At 56.7% G+C, this 16,469-nt stretch carries 16 protein-coding genes; 11 read left to right on the top strand and 5 right to left on the bottom strand.

Going from position 1 to position 16,469, the window contains the following annotated elements:
• Positions 1–257: 257 nt before the first annotated feature.
• Positions 258–824, bottom strand: coding sequence for a PaaI family thioesterase (locus G7W63_RS15600; RefSeq protein WP_166260207.1), 567 nt, complete (start codon positions 822–824; stop codon positions 258–260).
• Between the two features lie 218 nt (positions 825–1,042).
• Here G7W63_RS15600 and G7W63_RS15595 point away from each other — a divergent pair, with 218 nt between their 5' ends.
• Positions 1,043–2,023 carry a hypothetical protein gene (locus G7W63_RS15595; protein WP_242634443.1) on the top strand — a complete coding sequence of 327 codons (981 nt, stop codon included), beginning with the start codon at positions 1,043–1,045 and terminating at the stop codon, positions 2,021–2,023.
• 6 nt (positions 2,024–2,029) lie between these two features.
• Here G7W63_RS15595 and G7W63_RS15590 read toward each other — a convergent pair whose 3' ends face one another.
• Complete coding sequence (locus G7W63_RS15590; RefSeq protein WP_166260204.1) at positions 2,030–3,919, bottom strand: methyl-accepting chemotaxis protein; 1,890 nt, start codon at positions 3,917–3,919, stop codon at positions 2,030–2,032.
• Positions 3,920–4,171: 252 nt separating this feature from the next.
• On the opposite strand from G7W63_RS15590, the gene G7W63_RS15585 reads away from it, so the two are divergent.
• The 4 genes from G7W63_RS15585 to selD all read left to right on the top strand — a co-directional run bounded on the left by G7W63_RS15585 (position 4,172) and on the right by selD (position 9,430).
• Positions 4,172–5,725 (top strand): bifunctional GNAT family N-acetyltransferase/carbon-nitrogen hydrolase family protein, encoded by a 1,554-nt coding sequence (locus tag G7W63_RS15585; RefSeq protein ID WP_166260201.1) that lies wholly within the window; start codon positions 4,172–4,174, stop codon positions 5,723–5,725.
• 128 nt (positions 5,726–5,853) lie between these two features.
• A complete protein-coding gene (locus G7W63_RS15580) occupies positions 5,854–6,261 on the top strand; it encodes a hypothetical protein (RefSeq protein WP_166260198.1) in 408 nt (135 codons plus the stop codon).
• 140 nt (positions 6,262–6,401) lie between these two features.
• Entirely contained in the window at positions 6,402–7,160 is a 759-nt protein-coding gene (locus G7W63_RS15575) for a hypothetical protein (protein WP_166260194.1), read from the top strand.
• Positions 7,160–9,430 carry a selenide, water dikinase SelD gene (gene selD, locus G7W63_RS15570; RefSeq protein ID WP_166260191.1) on the top strand — a complete coding sequence of 757 codons (2,271 nt, stop codon included), beginning with the start codon at positions 7,160–7,162 and terminating at the stop codon, positions 9,428–9,430. The genes G7W63_RS15575 and selD overlap by 1 nt, the downstream gene beginning before the upstream one ends.
• Here selD and senB read toward each other — a convergent pair.
• Entirely contained in the window at positions 9,391–10,392 is a 1,002-nt protein-coding gene (gene senB / locus G7W63_RS15565; RefSeq protein WP_166260188.1) for a selenoneine biosynthesis selenosugar synthase SenB, read from the bottom strand. The two genes, selD and senB, sit on opposite strands and share 40 nt — an antisense overlap.
• A 201-nt stretch (positions 10,393–10,593) precedes the next feature.
• Here senB and G7W63_RS15560 point away from each other — a divergent pair, with 201 nt between their 5' ends.
• The 4 genes from G7W63_RS15560 to G7W63_RS15545 all read left to right on the top strand — a co-directional run bounded on the left by G7W63_RS15560 (position 10,594) and on the right by G7W63_RS15545 (position 13,641).
• The gene (locus G7W63_RS15560; protein ID WP_166260185.1) at positions 10,594–10,821 is read left to right on the top strand and encodes a hypothetical protein; all 228 of its coding nucleotides are present in this window, start codon (positions 10,594–10,596) and stop codon (positions 10,819–10,821) included.
• On the top strand, positions 10,821–11,471 hold the full coding sequence (locus G7W63_RS15555; protein ID WP_166260182.1) for an ATP-binding cassette domain-containing protein: 651 nt from the start codon (positions 10,821–10,823) through the stop codon (positions 11,469–11,471). The genes G7W63_RS15560 and G7W63_RS15555 overlap by 1 nt, the downstream gene beginning before the upstream one ends.
• Before the next feature lie 7 nt (positions 11,472–11,478).
• Positions 11,479–12,945, top strand: coding sequence for a PhnE/PtxC family ABC transporter permease (locus G7W63_RS15550; RefSeq protein ID WP_166260179.1), 1,467 nt, complete (start codon positions 11,479–11,481; stop codon positions 12,943–12,945).
• A gap of 96 nt (positions 12,946–13,041) precedes the next feature.
• On the top strand, positions 13,042–13,641 hold the full coding sequence (locus G7W63_RS15545) for a hypothetical protein (protein WP_166260176.1): 600 nt from the start codon (positions 13,042–13,044) through the stop codon (positions 13,639–13,641).
• On the opposite strand, the gene G7W63_RS15540 is transcribed toward G7W63_RS15545, so the two are convergent.
• Both G7W63_RS15540 and G7W63_RS15535 read right to left on the bottom strand, forming a co-directional pair.
• Positions 13,642–13,956 (bottom strand): hypothetical protein, encoded by a 315-nt coding sequence (locus G7W63_RS15540; RefSeq protein WP_166260173.1) that lies wholly within the window; start codon positions 13,954–13,956, stop codon positions 13,642–13,644. It lies immediately after the preceding gene.
• A gap of 58 nt (positions 13,957–14,014) precedes the next feature.
• Positions 14,015–14,518, bottom strand: coding sequence for a hypothetical protein (locus G7W63_RS15535; protein WP_166260170.1), 504 nt, complete (start codon positions 14,516–14,518; stop codon positions 14,015–14,017).
• A 261-nt stretch (positions 14,519–14,779) separates the two neighbouring features.
• Between G7W63_RS15535 and G7W63_RS15530 the strand changes: the two genes are divergently transcribed.
• On the top strand, positions 14,780–15,709 hold the full coding sequence (locus G7W63_RS15530; protein ID WP_166260167.1) for an ABC transporter ATP-binding protein: 930 nt from the start codon (positions 14,780–14,782) through the stop codon (positions 15,707–15,709).
• A complete protein-coding gene (locus tag G7W63_RS15525; protein WP_166260164.1) occupies positions 15,706–16,467 on the top strand; it encodes an ABC transporter permease in 762 nt (253 codons plus the stop codon). The genes G7W63_RS15530 and G7W63_RS15525 overlap by 4 nt, the downstream gene beginning before the upstream one ends.
• Positions 16,468–16,469: the final 2 nt, after the last annotated feature.

Raw genomic sequence — 16,469 nt, 5'->3', positions numbered from 1 at the left:
TTCGCTGATCTACTGAGCCCCAGAGGGCCTTGATAGCTAGGCGCGATGGCGAAGGTTTGGTGGTTCCAAATCGAGACAGCGCAACGCGGCTACCAAGGCTCTCTGGGGCTCCCGAAGGGCGAGCCGCTGGGGCCTCTGGCCGGTGTTGCCAGCCCCTTGATGTGGAACCACCACACCTGCGGACTGGCGCCTTGGCCAGAGGCCCCAGAGGCTCGCAGTAGGTCAACGAATTAACCAGACGGGACACTTGACCGGATTCAGCCAGCTGTCGGCTGTTCCGCTGAAAAGCCCTTGCGGCGTACCCGATAGTGTGCGGTCGAGTTCGCCACGTGCTCACCGCCGGTATCAAACAGCTTACCCTCCAGTGTAAAGGCAGCTCGGCCGGTGTTGTCAGCTTCTGTTTTGATGGCGTCCAGGGTTTTACTGTCGAGGTTGAATTCCACCACCACATCCGATGAGGCCGGTTTCAGAAACTGCAAGCTCATTTCTTTCAGGATCGGGGTATAGGCTGGGCCCAGGTCGAATAGCGACAACACACCACCGGGTATCTCCGCCACCAGAAAATAGGCGCCGGCATAAAGACTGCCGAAGTGGTTCTTGTTGCCCTTTAGCCTGATACGGGCGCGGACATAACCGGGGCGGACTTCCTCTACCGCGAACCCGTTGCGGGTGGCGAAGGGGATCGACAGCCCGATCAACCTGTTAACCGCCGCGTAGCCACCGGTTTTCTTGGCCCAGGCCAGCGGCCGGCTCAGGGTGGCATCGGGGTCCACATGGGAAAGCCATTGGCCCGTTGCGCCAATCACACGATCCATCAAAGCCATTTCCTTACCTCAACCATAAATTCACGAAGGCCCTCATGATTACAGTGCATTAGTCCGTGCTCAAGTAATTCCCGCGCCTGATCACATATTTATTGCTGGCTTCACGTATTTTTTTAGTTCACGCACTAGACTTGAGCCAGGTTGCGAGTGGAGACCCTAACGGTAGTCCCGGAGCAAAAAAAGAACCTACAGAGCAAAGCAGAAGGAGCTCAGTGCCAATGGCGCTTAAAGTAGTGGGGGTTGTCAGGCTGGTAGGCAGTGCATTGGTGGTCGCTATTATGACCGCGTTCCTGTCCCAGGCTCAGGGTAGCCCTGTAGAGCCCGGGGAAAGCAATCTCGCCCCTTACCTGGCCACAGGCTCGCCAGCAAGGAAAGTAACGAAAGTAACGCTCTGGTACCGCAATTTCGATAGCCCCGCAGTCAGGCAGCTGGTCACTCTTGCCCTCGACAAGACCCCTGAGTATGGCCCCTACCTGCTCACCCGCAGTATGGAGATGGGCCAGGGCCGTGTGGTCCGGGAATTGACAAGAGCTGAGCCCTCACCCCTGGTGGACATGGCCAACATTGCTGCCTCCATCGAGAGAGAGAATCGCCTGGTTGCCATACCGATTCCCATTGATGGCGGGCTGTTGGGCCTGAGGATCTGTGTTGTCCGCTCCCAGGACATGGCCCGTTTCAAGGAGGTAAAAACCGTTGCCGATTTCGCCAGACTGGAGCTCACCATCGGCCAGGGTACCCACTGGCCAGACACCCAGGTGCTGCGCGCCAATGGGGTTGAGGTAATCACGGATGCGCGGTTTGAAACTCTATTTCGCATGCTCCGAAATGAACGTTTTTCCTGCTTTGCCAGGGGTATTAACGAGGTTCTTCATGACCTGGAGGCACTGGGTTCGGAGGACCTATCCATCGAGCCTGACCTACTCCTTGCCTACCCCATGCCCTCTTATTTCTTTTTCGCTGACCATCAGCACGAACTGGCTCACCGAGTTCAGCTTGGCATGGAACGGGCGATTGTTGACGGCAGTTTTGCTGGGTACCTTCGTACTCATTACCTTGAGGCAGTGACGAGCCTCCGGCTTGAGAACCGCAGGGTACTCGTCCTTGAGAACCCCTATCTTACCGAAGACTCGGCCGCCATATGGCGCAGAGCCCTGTCCACCCTGCGAAGCCGCATCGAGTTGGCCCACCCCGTTCGCTGATAATGATCAGACCTTGAATCGCTCAACATTCTGATTGAGCGATTCACCGACCGTTTCGATCTGACCGCTATAGACATCGTTCTCACTGGCCGCCGCAGCCGCTTCCTGGCCCTGATCGGCAATACGGGTAATAGAGGCGTTGAGTTCTTCGGTTACCGAGGTCTGCTCTTCGGATGCAGTAGCAATCTGGGTGGTCATCTCGCTGATGGAGGTGATTGCCTCGGCAATGCGGTTCAAGGTTTCCATGGCGTCCTGGGCCTTTTCCATACTGACATTGGAAACCGCCGTTGAGGCCTGCATTACCTGGACCGCTTCGTTGGCACCCTTTTGCAGGCGCTCGATCATGTTGTTGATCTCTTCCGTGCTGTCCTGGGTGCGTTTCGCCAGATTTCTGACTTCGTCAGCCACAACCGCAAAGCCACGACCGGCATCCCCTGCCCTGGCCGCTTCGATGGCCGCATTCAGGGCGAGCAGATTGGTCTGTTCAGCAATTCCCTTGATCACATCCAGCACCGATGTGATGTCAGTGACGTCTTTGCCCAGCTTGTCGATGACCGTTGCAGCAGAGGTAATCTCGGTGGATAGTCGCTGTACTGCGTCCCGCGACGCGGCAACCGTGGTGAGCGAGGCCCGTGAATCATCATCTGCTGCATTGGCCGCTTCGGCAGTCTGCTGGGCACTCTGGGCAATCTGGCCAGCTGCGGCTGACATCTCGTTGATCGCCGTTGCAATCATGTCGATTTCGGTTTGCTGACGGTCCACACTGCTGCGGCTGGTGACTGCTGTTTTTCTCAGGGAAACCACACTGCCGCTCAGTTCCGCGGCACCGCGCTGCACGTCCTGAACCACCTCGTGAATGTTCGCAATAAAGCTGTTGAAATGGGTGGCCAACTGTCCGAACTCATCCTTGCTCTCAACTTTGAGCCGCTGTGTCAGGTCTGCATTGCCACTGGCAATACCTGCCATAGCCTCACCCAAGCGGCGCAGGGGCTTCATCAGGGTCTTCAGGGCAAGATGCAGAATCACCAGTGCGACCACCAGCGCCGCAAGGGCAAAAACGATGCCGGTGATGCGTGCTTCCTGAACCGGTGCATTGATAAGGCTCTCATTGGCAAAAGTGGCCAGATACCAGTCAACCGCCCGGGCTTCGGTAATCGAGTGGAAGCTTACCCGCCAGATGTCGCCATCAATGTCCAGCTCCCGGGGCTGACCGGTAAGGTCGGGCCTGGCTCCGGTCAAGCTTGCCACAGGCTCGCCAACCAGGTCCCGGTCCGGATGATAGAGAACGGTGCCATCCGCACTGATCAAAGCCGCGTAACCGGTATCGGCCAGGGTGAGCGTAGAAAGTATGTTCTGGATGGCGCCCAGGGTAATGTCGCCGCCCACAACGCCGGAATAGTTTCCGGCTCGCACGGGTGCCAGCGTCGATATAATGGTTTCGTTACTGGCAGCGTCAAGATATGGCTCGGTGAAAGACGCTTGCCCAAGGTCTTTCGCAAGCTTGAACCATGGCCGTGTGCGGGGATCGTAGTCATCCGGAAGGGTTGCAGCGGATTCCGCAGTTGGCATCAGCATATAGCCATTGTCCAGACCTACGTAGACATCCTTGAAGCCGCCGCCCTGAGTGGCCGACTGAAGAATTGCCTGAGCCTGATCATCATCAGTTACTCCGTTAAGGGCCTTAGCAACCCCCTCAGTCATGCTGAGACGGGTATTGAGCCATTCAGCGATGCTTGACGTACTCTGGGCGACGGCGTCGTCTACCAGTGCGTCAACATAGGTTTCAGTGGTCTGGGTCAGGCGATAATCGCCCATCATCGTATAGGTGCCCATCACCAGCGCCAGCAATAAGCCGACGGCGAATAGAAGCTTTTGTCCGAAGGTCAGGCTTGTCATTAGGGTCTCTCAAATTTCGGGCTTGTGCAGGACCGGTCCAACCTGCATGTGCGTGCTTGTGGCGTCATAAACGCTTTTCGGCGGTAGCCGCGAAGTCTTTAAAGCCTTCTGGTAAAATTCTGTGAACGACGCACTGCGACTGCGGAAATCACATACGGATGAGCCGGGCGCTTCTTAACCTGGTTAAAATCATTACCCGGACCGATCTGCAAGTCTGGGAAATTCCCTGGCATCAAAGGAGCTGCCCCGTTTATGGCCCATGAAGAGCTGCACCTCAATCTCAGAAACCTGACCCTGGATGACTATCCCCAGCTCAAGGTTCTGATGGACCGAATCTATGAAGACATTGGTGGGGCGTGGCCCAAGGACACAATCAAGGCACTGGTTGAGCAGTTTCCGGACGGACAGATCTGTATCGAGGATTCAGGGGAGCTGATTGCCGTTGCCCTGACAGTACTGGTCAAGTACGAGCGCTTCAGTAATCCGCACACCTACGACGACCTGATTCTGCGCAACGAAAAGATCTGGCACAACGCCAACGGTGATTCCCTTTATGGGCTGGACGTGTTTATCGACCCTGAGTATCGGGGGTACCGCCTGGGTCGTCGCCTGTACGAGGCGCGCAAAGAGCTGTGCCGCTCCATGAACCTGCGGGCAATCCTGGCCGGTGGTCGTATCCCCAGCTATCACAAGTACGCCAAGCAATACACGCCGGCGGAATACATCGAGCGCGTGGACCGCAAGGAAATCTACGATCCGATCCTGACCTTCCAGCTTTCCAACGACTTCCAGGTCACCCGGCTGATGCACAAGTACATGCCGGAAGACGAAAAGTCCCTGGGCTACGCCACCTTGCTGGAGTGGAACAACATCCTTTACACCCCGCCCTCCTCCGTACTGGATGTTAAAAAGACCCAGGTACGCATGGGCGCGGTTCAGTGGCAAATGCGGGAGTTCACCTCGGTTGAGGAAGTGCTCAAACAGGTCGAATACTTCGTCGACGCCCTGTCTGACTACAAAAGTGACTTTGCCCTCTTTCCGGAATTCTTCAACGCTCCGCTGATGGGCCTGACCGATCAGCTTGACCAGACCCGCGCCATTCGCTTTCTGGCCGGATTCACTGAACAGTTCCGCAATGAAATGTCGGAAATGGCCGTGAGCTACAACATCAACATAGTGACCGGTTCAATGCCCCTGCTCGAGGATGACCGGGTCTACAACGTGTCCTACCTGTGCCACCGGGATGGCCGGGTGGATGAACAGCGCAAGATTCATATTACCCCTCACGAACGTCGGGACTGGGTCATTGCCGGCGGCGACAAGTTCCAGGTATTTGACACCGACGCCGGGCGTGTCGCGATCATGATCTGTTATGACATCGAGTTTCCTGAACTGGGGCGCATTGCCGCCAGCCAGGGCGTCGATATCATCTGTGTTCCCTTCTGGACTGACACCAAGAACAGTTACCTGCGGGTCAGGCACTGTGCCCAGGCACGGGCCATCGAAAACGAGTGTTATGTGGTCATCACAGGCAGTGTCGGTAATCTGCCCAAAGTGGAGAACCTAGACGTCCAGTACGCCCAGTCGTCGGTTTTTTCACCATCGGATTTCGCTTTTCCTCACGATGCCGTCATGGCCGAAACCACACCTAATACTGAAATGATCATGTTCTCCGATATGGACCTTGAGAAACTCAAACTGGTCCGGAATGAAGGCTCGGTGACCAACCTGAAAGACCGCCGGGTCGACCTGTATGATGTGAAAACCAACTTCGTGATCAGCCCTTCGGGCTCAGATGATAGCTAGTGTATTGGATTGACATTGTTGCCAAAGCTTTCCGGTCTGGCTATTGTTTAACCATAGCTGCCGGGGCCCGAGACACCGGCCCCGGCACGATGCACCTCAGGTAGTCTTCCAATTCTGCGAAAATGCGTATGCTGAAACACGTTGATCAACTAAGACAACCGTTACCCGACCTGACCGCCCGCTTCAATATCAAGCGCGGTCTGTTCCGGAAAGAATCCGTTGAGGCGGCACTGTTTGATCTCGACGAGCACGGCTGTGTGCTGAAAACGGACAAAATCTTTAACCCCGGCGACACGCTGTTGCTGGATCTGATCATGCGCATGCCCTTCGACAATATCACGGCGGCCAATCTTGGCGGGCTGGTGACCGAGCGTAGAAAGCACTGCAGCAACTTCTTCTATTCGGTTGATTTCATTGGGTCTGACTCTCGGCCTAGACCCTCTGATTCCGATAAGCTTGAGCGAATTCGGGACGTTCTGACAAAGAAACAGTCACTGCGGTCGCGGCGATCCCCGGGCTTCAGCCAGACTGCGTAACCCGGGCACCGGTGGTGCCCTTCAGTGGAAGTCAGTAAATCTCATAAAAACCTGGCGGATGAGTCATCCAATAGCGGATGCGTGCGGTAAGTATCTGTCAGGCTTTGTGGGCCAATTCTAGGGAAAGGGAGAAAGCCGTTATGGCCAAGAAAGATAAGTCTGTCGACAAGATCGTGAAGAAGGTAAACAAGGAATTCGAGAAGACCTCCACTCAGGTAGAAACCCTGATCAGCGAGGCCCTGAAACAGTTCGATTCCCTGCAATCCCAGATACAGGAACCCATACGCAAGCTGATCGGTGATCTCGACCAGATGCGTGAGCGGGAAATTAAGCGTTTCAACGAGGAGTTGGACCGCCGCCTGAACGAACTTCACGACCTGCAGGACAGCGTTCTTGAACGCCTTGGTGTTGCTTCAGCAAAATCCCGTAAAACCACAAAGAAAGCGGAAACGAAAACCGCTGACGTCTCAAAGAAAGCTGAAACCAAAGCACGGAAAAAGGCCCCTGCAACGACCCGTAAAGCCACTGCTGCGACCTCAACCGCCAAAAGCACGGTAAAGAGCACAGAGAAAAATACGGCCCAGTCAGCTGCATCTGCCGCGGGCACCGAGACCACGCCGGCAGCAAAAGCCAGGAGCACAGCGAAGAAGCCCTCAACCTCCAGGCCTGCTGGAACGGCTGCGACAAAGCCGTCGGTAAAGAAGAGCCAGGCCCACTCGACCAACCTCAAAAGAATTCTGGGCATTGGACCGGCGACCGAAAAGAAACTCAAGAACGCAGGCATAACGTCTATTGGCCAGATCGCCAATCCGTCACCGGCGGAGCAAGACATCCTCAGGGAATTTTCATCAGTCAAGGGCGCGGAAAACTGGTCCAATGAAGCCAAGAAGCTTGTTTAATGCAGAAAACTGAACAGCCCGTCCTACGTGACATAGTCTTGATTGGCGGTGGACACAGTCACGTAGGTGTTCTCAAACGCTTCGCCATGAACCCGACCCCAGGTGTGCGCCTTACCCTGATCTGTCGGGATTCCCATACCCCCTACTCCGGCATGCTGCCCGGTTACGTGGCAGGGCACTACACCTACGATGACGTCCACATTGACCTCAGCCGTCTTGCTGAGTACGCCGGCGCCAGGCTGTATCGTGACGAGGCCATTAACATTGACCGCGCCAGCAAAAAAGTATTGTGCCGGAACCGTCCTGCTGTCCCGTACGACCTGCTGTCGATTAACATCGGGTCAGCCCCCCGGGTTAATGACGTGCCAGGGGCCAGCGAGCACGCGGTTCCAGTCAAGCCCATCCATGGTTTTAACGCCCGCTGGCTATCGCTGTTGGCGAGGCTGGAGACCCATGATGGCCCCATGTCGGTGGCGGTGGTTGGTGCTGGTGCTGGCGGTGTCGAGCTGACCCTGGCCATGCAGTACCGCCTGCGTAAGGAATTGGCAGCCCGGGGCCGGGACCCAGGTCAGCTGAGCTTCCATCTGTTTGACGCCGAGCCCAAACTGCTTCCCACCCATAACGAAAAAGTGCGCAGCCGGTTCGAGCACACCCTGCGTGCCCGAGGTGTGCATCTACACCTGGGCTCGCCGGTCACCGAAGTTGCCGCCAATCACCTGTTGACCGAATCAGGCGACTCGTTCGTTATCGATGAGGTGCTCTGGGTTACCCGCGCCGCGGGCCCTGAATGGTTAAAGTCCACCGGACTGGCCCTGGACGAAGGCGGGTTTATACGGGTGCGGGAAACCCTACAGACCGAAACCGACGAAGACATTTTTGCTGCCGGCGACATAGCCAATGTCATTGGTCATCCCCGTGAAAAAGCGGGAGTATTCGCCGTGCGCCAGGGTCCGCCGTTGGCAGACAATCTACACCGTGTTGCGACGGGCAAGAAGCCGGCCCCATTTGTACCCCAGAAAAAATGGCTGCAACTGATCAGTACCGGCGACAAATATGCCATTGCCTCCCGAGGCGATAAATCGATATCCGGACGACTCGTGTGGCGCTGGAAGGACTGGATTGATCGTCGGTTCATGGCCAGGTTCAATAACCTTCCGGACATGTCCGAGAATACGGCTTTGCCTGATACCTCGGCAGCGCAAAACCCGGAGGAGGCCTCCCAGGCGATTTCAGCCGTCGCCATGCGCTGTGGTGGCTGTGGCGCCAAAGTCGGCAGCACGGTACTTTCCCGCGCCCTTGGTGAACTGCGTCCGATCGAGCGGGACGATATCCTGATCGGTCTGCACGCTCCGGACGACGCTGCTGTGCTGCGGGTCCCCCCGGGCAAGGCAGTTGTCCATACGGTCGATTTTTTCCGCGCTTTTATCGACGACCCTTACATTTTCGGTCGGGTCGCGGCCAACCACAGTCTCGGGGACGTCTTTGCCATGGGTGCCGAGGCCCAGAGCGCAACGGCCGTGGCCACTGTGCCCTATGGTATCGAATCCAAGGTTGAAGATGTGGTCTACCAGATGATGCTTGGCGCCGTTGAAGTACTGAACGAAGCGGGTTGCGCCCTGGTAGGCGGGCACACCGGCGAAGGTCGCGAGCTGGCTCTGGGTTTCGCGGTTAATGGCCTGATAGACCCAGATAAAGTCATGAGCAAAGGCGGCTTGAAGGCCGGCGATGTCCTCATCCTGACCAAGCCAATCGGCACCGGCACCTTGTTTGCCGCCCATGCCAAACTCAAGGCCAGGGGCCGCTGGATCGACTCGGCGCTGAGCTCGATGATGCAGTCGAACAAGAAGGCGGCAGAATGTCTGAGCCGCTTTGGCTCCAGGGCCTGCACTGATGTAACGGGGTTTGGCCTGCTCGGACACCTGGTTGAAATGACCCGACCGTCCGGCGTAGATGCCGAGCTTTCCCTGTCTGCCATCCCGGTACTGCCTGGCGCCGAGGAAACGGCCGCCGCCGGCATACTCAGTTCGCTCCAGCCGGCCAATATCCGCCTGCGCCGGGGTATACGGAACCAGGATGAGTGGGTCGACAACCCGCGCTACCCACTGATATTCGACCCCCAGACCGCCGGCGGGCTTTTGGCCAGCATCCCTGCGGATAAAGCGGATGCCTGTGTGGCGGAGCTGAAATCCCTGGGCTATGGCGAGACTGCGGTTATTGGCCGCGTTTTACCTCAGGGTGAAGCGATTGAACCGATTGTGCTGAAGGCATAGTCAAGGGCGTCTACCAGGGCTGCCCTTTCAGCGGCCGGGGTAAAGTGGAGGGCCTTTGCCACTACTTTCTGCTTTAACGAACCGAGAAATGCCGGGTCGTTCTCAGCCAGGTTTAAAAGCGCGGCAAGGGCCTTTTCATCGCCGGCCGGGAAATAGCCCGGGTAGTCATCGCCCAGCAAACCCCGATTGCCAGCAATGTCGGAAGCCAGAATGGGCAAGCCTGCCCGGCAGGCTTCAGAAACCACATTGGCGCCGCCTTCCATGACAGAACTGATAACCATGACCTGACTGCCCAGCATTAACGCCTGGGTGTCCTCGCGCTCGATTTCGCCCAGCCACTGAAACCGGCTGTTCCGGGTCTCCTCCTCCAGCGCGGCTGCTTTCCAGGTGTCGTCGTGGGCTTTGCCGGCCTGGATAATGTCTATGGCCGAATCGGCAGGCAGCAGGCGAGCGGCCATCGCGGTTCGCAGTGAGTCCTTTTCGTGCCTCAGATGCCCGACCACACAGACAGTGAAGCGCCCCTGCCGGCACATAGGATGACTTTTCGGAGCAACGGATGGCTGTTCAGCCGATTGGAGGACCGTTCTCAACCTGCTTCGAAACCGGGCGGGAATATCCTGGGCTACCAGCCGATGCAGTCCGATCAGGCAGTGGCTGGCTGCCATCGACGCCAGCGTCGGTTCCGGTTGGCTGAACTGGAACTGATAGATGTCGGTGCCCGTGAGAGCCGTCACCAGTGGTTTGTCCGGAAAACGCTGGTGGAAATCCATGATGGCGCTGTGGCTCCGCCAGGCATGCAGGGCAATCAGGGCGTCTACCCGGGCTCCGTCGTTAGCGTCGTAGTCCGTAGCAACCACAACGTCGTATCCTGCTGTCTTGAGCAGTGATGCCCACCGCTCTGCAGTTGCCCGGTTACCAGCCTTGGAGCCTGAGGGAGCGGGGGTCAGTACTAGCAGCTTCATGGTGTTCTCGCACTGGAAGACATTGAGACATTGAGTGTGTCGGGACTTTTTTCTACGGCAGAGCCAGAAATAGAGACTAATTTTCTTTCTATGCAAAGCCAAACCACAAGGCGCGGCGTAATTGGATCAGACCTGTATGAAATACTGGTATCCTTGTACCCCTGTTCCAGTTATGCCGTTGTTAAGTCAAAGGAAGAATAGATGAAAAACATGACCAGCAAACAGGTTGGTGGCTTAAGCCATATCGCGGCTACTGGCGGCTCGGCCCCGGCCGACACCCTTGCCTTTGCATCCATCCCCGGCGAAAAAAACGGGCGGGTAGTTCGCCTTGCAGTTGCTGTTCCCTCCCGGTCATCGTCTATCCCGACCTCCCATGACGAATACGAGCCTATTCGAAAGCTAGCGGTGCTGCCAGGGATTCCGGATTGATGTCAGCTCTGCAGTTAAAAGACACAAGTGCGGCGTTCAAGGGCAAGCGGGTACTCGGTCCTCTGTCCCTGTCTGTAGGTAAGGGAGAAAAGATCGCCCTGGTGGGTGGTAGTGGTGCTGGCAAGTCGACTCTGATCAGGCTCTTGTATCAACATGCTCAGGGTCGTGTCGCCCTTGTCCCTCAGGACCTCGGTCTGGTGCAGTCGCTATCGGTGTTCCATAACATCTTCATGGGGCGTCTTAACGAGCATCCTACCTGGTATAACCTTGCCACTCTGGTCAAACCCTTCCAGCGTGAGAGGAATGATATCGGCCCCTGGCTGGAAAAACTCGGTATGACTGAAAAGCAGTGGACCGCCGTTGCCAGTCTTTCAGGAGGCCAGCGCCAACGCGTTGCAGTGGCCCGTGCCCTCTACAGCCACGCTCCGGTATTACTCGCGGATGAGCCTGTATCTGCCCTTGACGGCCCGCTGGCACACACGGTGATGGGACTGCTGACTGACTCTTTCGAAACCTCGGTTATTGCCCTGCATGATGTGCAACTGGCGCTGAAATACTGCAATCGTATTGTCGGAATTGCGGAAGGCCAGATTGCCCTTGATGAGGCCCGCGAACGGCTGACCGAAACCGACATCCTGCAACTCTACTGAGCTCCCCATGTCGTTAACTCCCACCGTTCGCGTCAGCCTGTTGTTTTTCGCCATTGCCCTGGCGAGCCTGGCCGTTGCCGATATTGCCATTACGACGGCAAATCCCTGGCGCGATCTTGGCCGGTTTTTCATGGGTTTGGCGACACCGGACTTCTTCAGTACAGATAGTTTGGGGACGGCGATACTCCGGACCGTAGCCTTCGCCTTCACCGGTGTCGCCCTTGGCAGCCTGAGCGGTTTTATTCTGGCTCTGGTTTACCGATTCCGTCTGGTCCGGACACTCTGTGCGTTCATCAGAGCGATACACGAACTCTTCTGGGCTCTAATTTTCCTGCAGTTTTTTGGTTTCCACCCGCTGACAGGGGTTCTTGCCATCGCCATCCCCTATGCAGGTATTTTTGCCAAGGTCTATTCCGAGATACTGGATGAGGCTGACCCGGAGCCCCGGCGGCTGCTGCCCCTGGGCACCGGCGTCATATCCGCCTTCCTTTACGCGCGCATTCCCGATTGCTGGGATCAGATCCGCACCTACACCGCCTATCGCCTTGAATGTGGCTTGCGGTCAAGTGCAATCCTGGGGTTCGTGGGCCTACCTACCATCGGCTTTTATCTGGAATCCTCATTCTCCCAGTCACATTATTCGGAAGCCGGCGCCCTGCTGATCCTGTTCTACGTACTCATAGCCACCATGCCCTGGTGGTTGCGTCCGAAACTACTGCCGCTGTATGTGGGTGCCGCACCCTTTTTCCTTGGCGACGGACTACCGATCGTATGGGGTAACGTCACCCGGTTCTTCACCGAGGACATCGTGCCCAGTCCAATCCGCAATGACGAGGGCCTGAGTGGACTCGCCGCCTGGTTCAGTGACCTCATGGTCAACGAGGCGCTGCCCGGGATCTGGAACACAGTCATTCTGACCCAGATAGCTCTGGTGTTTACCGGCCTCCTCGCCCTGTTGGCGTTTCCGCTCATATCACAGCATTTTGGTGGCCCGGTCCGGCGAGCTTCCGGCAATCTCTTTCTGGTGATTGCCCGGTCGACCCCCGAGTACATTCTTGCCTATATTCTGCTGCAACTCTGGGGCCCCTCCATGTTGCCTGCAGTGGTCGCCCTGGCCCTCCACAATGGTGGCATCATCGGCCACCTGATCGGTCGCCAGAGCAGCGGCATCAAGCTGCGGGCCGATGCTTCACATGGGGTGAACCGCTATGCCTTTGAACTGGTGCCCAGAGTCTACCGTTCGTTCCTGGCGTTTCTGTTTTATCGCTGGGAAATCATCATGAGGGAGACAGCCATACTGGGCATTCTGGGTATCGCCACCCTGGGTTTCTATATCGACAGTGCCATACAGGAAATCCGGTTCGACCGCGCTATGGTGCTGATTCTGATCACCGCCCTGCTCAACATTGGCATTGATGCCCTGTCGCGCTATATCCGGCGTAAGCTGGCCCTTCAGACCATGCCAACCTGCTAGCCATATCACGTTTACACACCGTTACAGTTGGTATACTTGCTGAAACATCCATGCATACTGAAACACAGGCTGCGGCCGACAGGGATGAGCAACTGAATGAACAATATCGTCTTGGTGATGGTGGTGGGACTGGCAGGATTGATGGGCCTGCTTGGTTTCCGGGTTATAACACTTTTCCGGAACCAGGCCTGGGAAGCTACGCCCACGGGCGCCCTCACAGGGCAGCAGCCTGCCTCCTCAGTGCATCACCGCGAACAGATAATCGGAAGCTCCGCAGTCAAGGAAAAGCCGACAGCCAGACCCTCAAGCCCACGTTCGGAGCTGATTACTTGCCTGCATATTCTGCTGAGTCTGCAAATGCGCGACTGCCAGGATCAGGGTCTTGATCTGAAGCAGGCTCCGGGTGAGGTTCGTCAATACGCTGTGGCCTGGTTCTACGGCGCAGCCTGTACTCTTTGTGAGCCCGGGAAGCGGCATAGCGAAGAGCTGATGGAACTGGTTGCTTCGGTGGTAGCCCGCAAGTTTGGTTCGACGGATATGGCAGCCTTGCAGGCCATAATGAGTCTGACCCAATGCAGCGTAAGACTCGGCTGTTTCCGCAGCGGCCTTGATGGCGCGCAGGCATGGCTCGGCAGACGCTTCGTCCCCACCCCCCTCAGCCTTTACACCGCTATTACCAGCTACGCCCTGGTCTGATCAGGCAGGGTGTCTCGCCGGCTCCAGCAAGGTCCATTCCCGTCCCAATGCAACCACTTCGGTTTCTTTATCACCGGCCGCCTCTATGGGAACACCCATGAGCTCGGGCCGCTGAAAACTGCCGTCGTCCTGGCGGAGCATGGTGTCCACGTTCACCGAACGTACCTGATAGGTCATGTCACCCACCCGAACCTGGGAGCGGTGGGTAAGCCCGAAAATAAAGCGGCAGTAGTCCAGCTTGAGTTGGGTCAGGTCCTGCTCAGCCTTGTTGATCTTGCGAATGAGCACCTGATGAACACTGTCAGCGTATTGCATGAAGTTGTCCCTGTTGAACCTGTGTTTCCCGCAGAATTTTACACAAAGCCAGTCACTTTCACCCCTGTTTGGTGGTCTTTAAAGCCGCGCTCCGGTAACTGAATACCAGGGTTATGGACTGGTTCTCAGCAGGCATGAGCGTTTGTCCTTTATTGATGTCGATACGCCAGGTCATATTGGGTTCGAGCGTGCATACCGGCGGCACGAACTCAGCGTTCCAGCCATCCCCGGCTTCGTTACGGGCCAGTGGAACAGGATACTCGCCCAAATACATGGTCTGACCCCGCAGTATGCCCGTTAGACGCTCGCCGGTGTCCGGCCCTTTCACCTCGAGTCTGAACAGCTCAGTGGTGTCTTCCCGGGCAAGGGTCATGCTTGCCTGCCAGAGCCCGCCATTATGTTTCCACGAGCAGGTCCCGGCAAGCAGGTCACAGCTTTCGCTGGCGTGAAGGGGGGCATCATCCGTTGATGAGTTTTTCGAAAACAACCAGCGTGGCCCAAGCACAGCAATGGCCAGCAACCCGGTTACGAGCAGAATGACGGCAATGGCCCTGAGATTCATAGACGGCCTTTGGAACAAGGGTTGGCCCCGCATTATGCCGCGCCCCATGTCCGAAACCTAGACTTACCAAAACAGGGTCTTATTGAAACAGGGCCTTATCGAAATACAGCCCCTGCCAAATGGTCGCTACCTGTGGGGCCAAACGCCGCCTGCCTGCGTATAATCCGGGGTTCCGCTACCGGCCGGGGAATGCAAGAATAGCGATCTGCCAAAATAGGCTTTCTTATCAAGGCAATAACTTTTCACCGATGGGATAACAGCGTGCAACCGGATATATCCATACAGCAGGTGAGCAAGATCTATTCCGGGGGATTCCGCGCCCTGAATAATATCAACCTGGATATCCAGCGCGGGGAAATCTTTGCCCTGCTCGGTCCCAACGGTGCCGGCAAAACCACCCTGATCAGCATTATCTGCGGCATTGTGAATCTCAGCGAAGGCCGGGTACTGGCCGCCGGCCACGACATTATTGATGACTACCGTGCGGCACGGGAAACCATCGGGCTGGTTCCCCAGGAACTCAACACGGATGCTTTTGAAACTGTCTGGGATACTGTGTCTTTCAGTCGGGGGCTGTTCGGCAAGCCGCCAGCACCACGTCATATTGAAAAGGTATTGAAAGATCTCTCCCTCTGGGACAAGCGCAAATCCCGCATTCTTGCGCTGTCCGGTGGTATGAAGCGGCGCGTAATGATAGCCAAGGCCCTGAGCCACGAGCCCCGCATTCTCTTTCTGGACGAGCCCACCGCGGGTGTTGATGTGGAGCTTCGTCGTGACATGTGGGAGATGGTGCGAAAGTTACGGGAGAACGGCGTCACCATTATCCTGACCACCCATTATATCGAAGAGGCAGAAGAGATGGCTGACCGGATTGGCGTTATCCGCGACGGTGAGATCATTCTGGTAGAAGAGAAGACCCGCCTGATGGCCAAACTGGGCAAAAAAGAGCTCCGCCTGCACCTGCAGGTGCCCCTTGAAAAGGTGCCCCACGCCCTGGCGGCGGAGCCCGTTGTCCTGTCCGAAGACGGCTACGAGCTCATCTATACCTTTGATGCCCAGAATGAGCAGGCCGGGGTTGCCCGCCTTCTGCGCAAGATGGCTGACGAGGGAATTGACTTCAAGGACCTGCAGACCCGGGAAAGTTCCCTGGAGGACATTTTTGTGGGTCTTGTCCACGAGAACAAACCATGAATATCTACGCGATTCGGGCCATCTATAAGTTTGAAATGGCGCGCATGTGGCGAACCCTGATGCAGAGCATCGCGGCCCCGGTGATCTCGACCTCTCTGTATTTCGTGGTGTTCGGTTCAGCCATCGGGTCCCGCATGGGCGATATCGACGGTATCAGCTATGGCGCTTTCATCATTCCGGGCCTGGTCATGCTGTCCCTGTTGATGCAGAGCATTTCAAACGCCTCTTTCGGCATCTACATGCCCAAATTCTCCGGCACGATTTACGAGGTCCTGTCGGCCCCGGTCTCCTACGTTGAAGTCGTCATCGGTTATGTGGGAGCGGCAGCCACCAAGTCGGTGCTTCTGGGGGTCATCATCCTCATTACAGCCCGGCTCTTCGTGCCTTATGAAGTGGTCCACCCCTTCTGGATGTTTGCCTTCCTGGTACTGACCGCCATTACATTCAGCCTGTTTGGCTTCATCATCGGCATCTGGGCCGATGGTTTCGAAAAGCTCCAGATCGTTCCCCTGATGATCGTAACCCCGCTGGTGTTCCTCGGGGGCACTTTCTACTCCATTGATATGCTGCCGGAAATCTGGCAAACCATCACTTTGCTCAATCCGGTGGTGTACCTTATCAGTGGCTTTCGGTGGGCATTCTATGGGGTATCTGACGTACACGTAGGCATCAGCGTGGGCATGACCCTGTTTTTCCTTATTGCCTGCATGGCGTCGGTCTGGTGGATCTTCAAGACCGGCTATCGCCTGAGGTCCTGATA

Origin of the sequence: Marinobacter salicampi (genome assembly GCF_011074795.1) — a bacterium.
Taxonomy (GTDB): Bacteria; Pseudomonadota; Gammaproteobacteria; order Pseudomonadales; family Oleiphilaceae; genus Marinobacter; species Marinobacter salicampi.
This window is presented reverse-complemented; position numbering and strand designations above follow the sequence as displayed.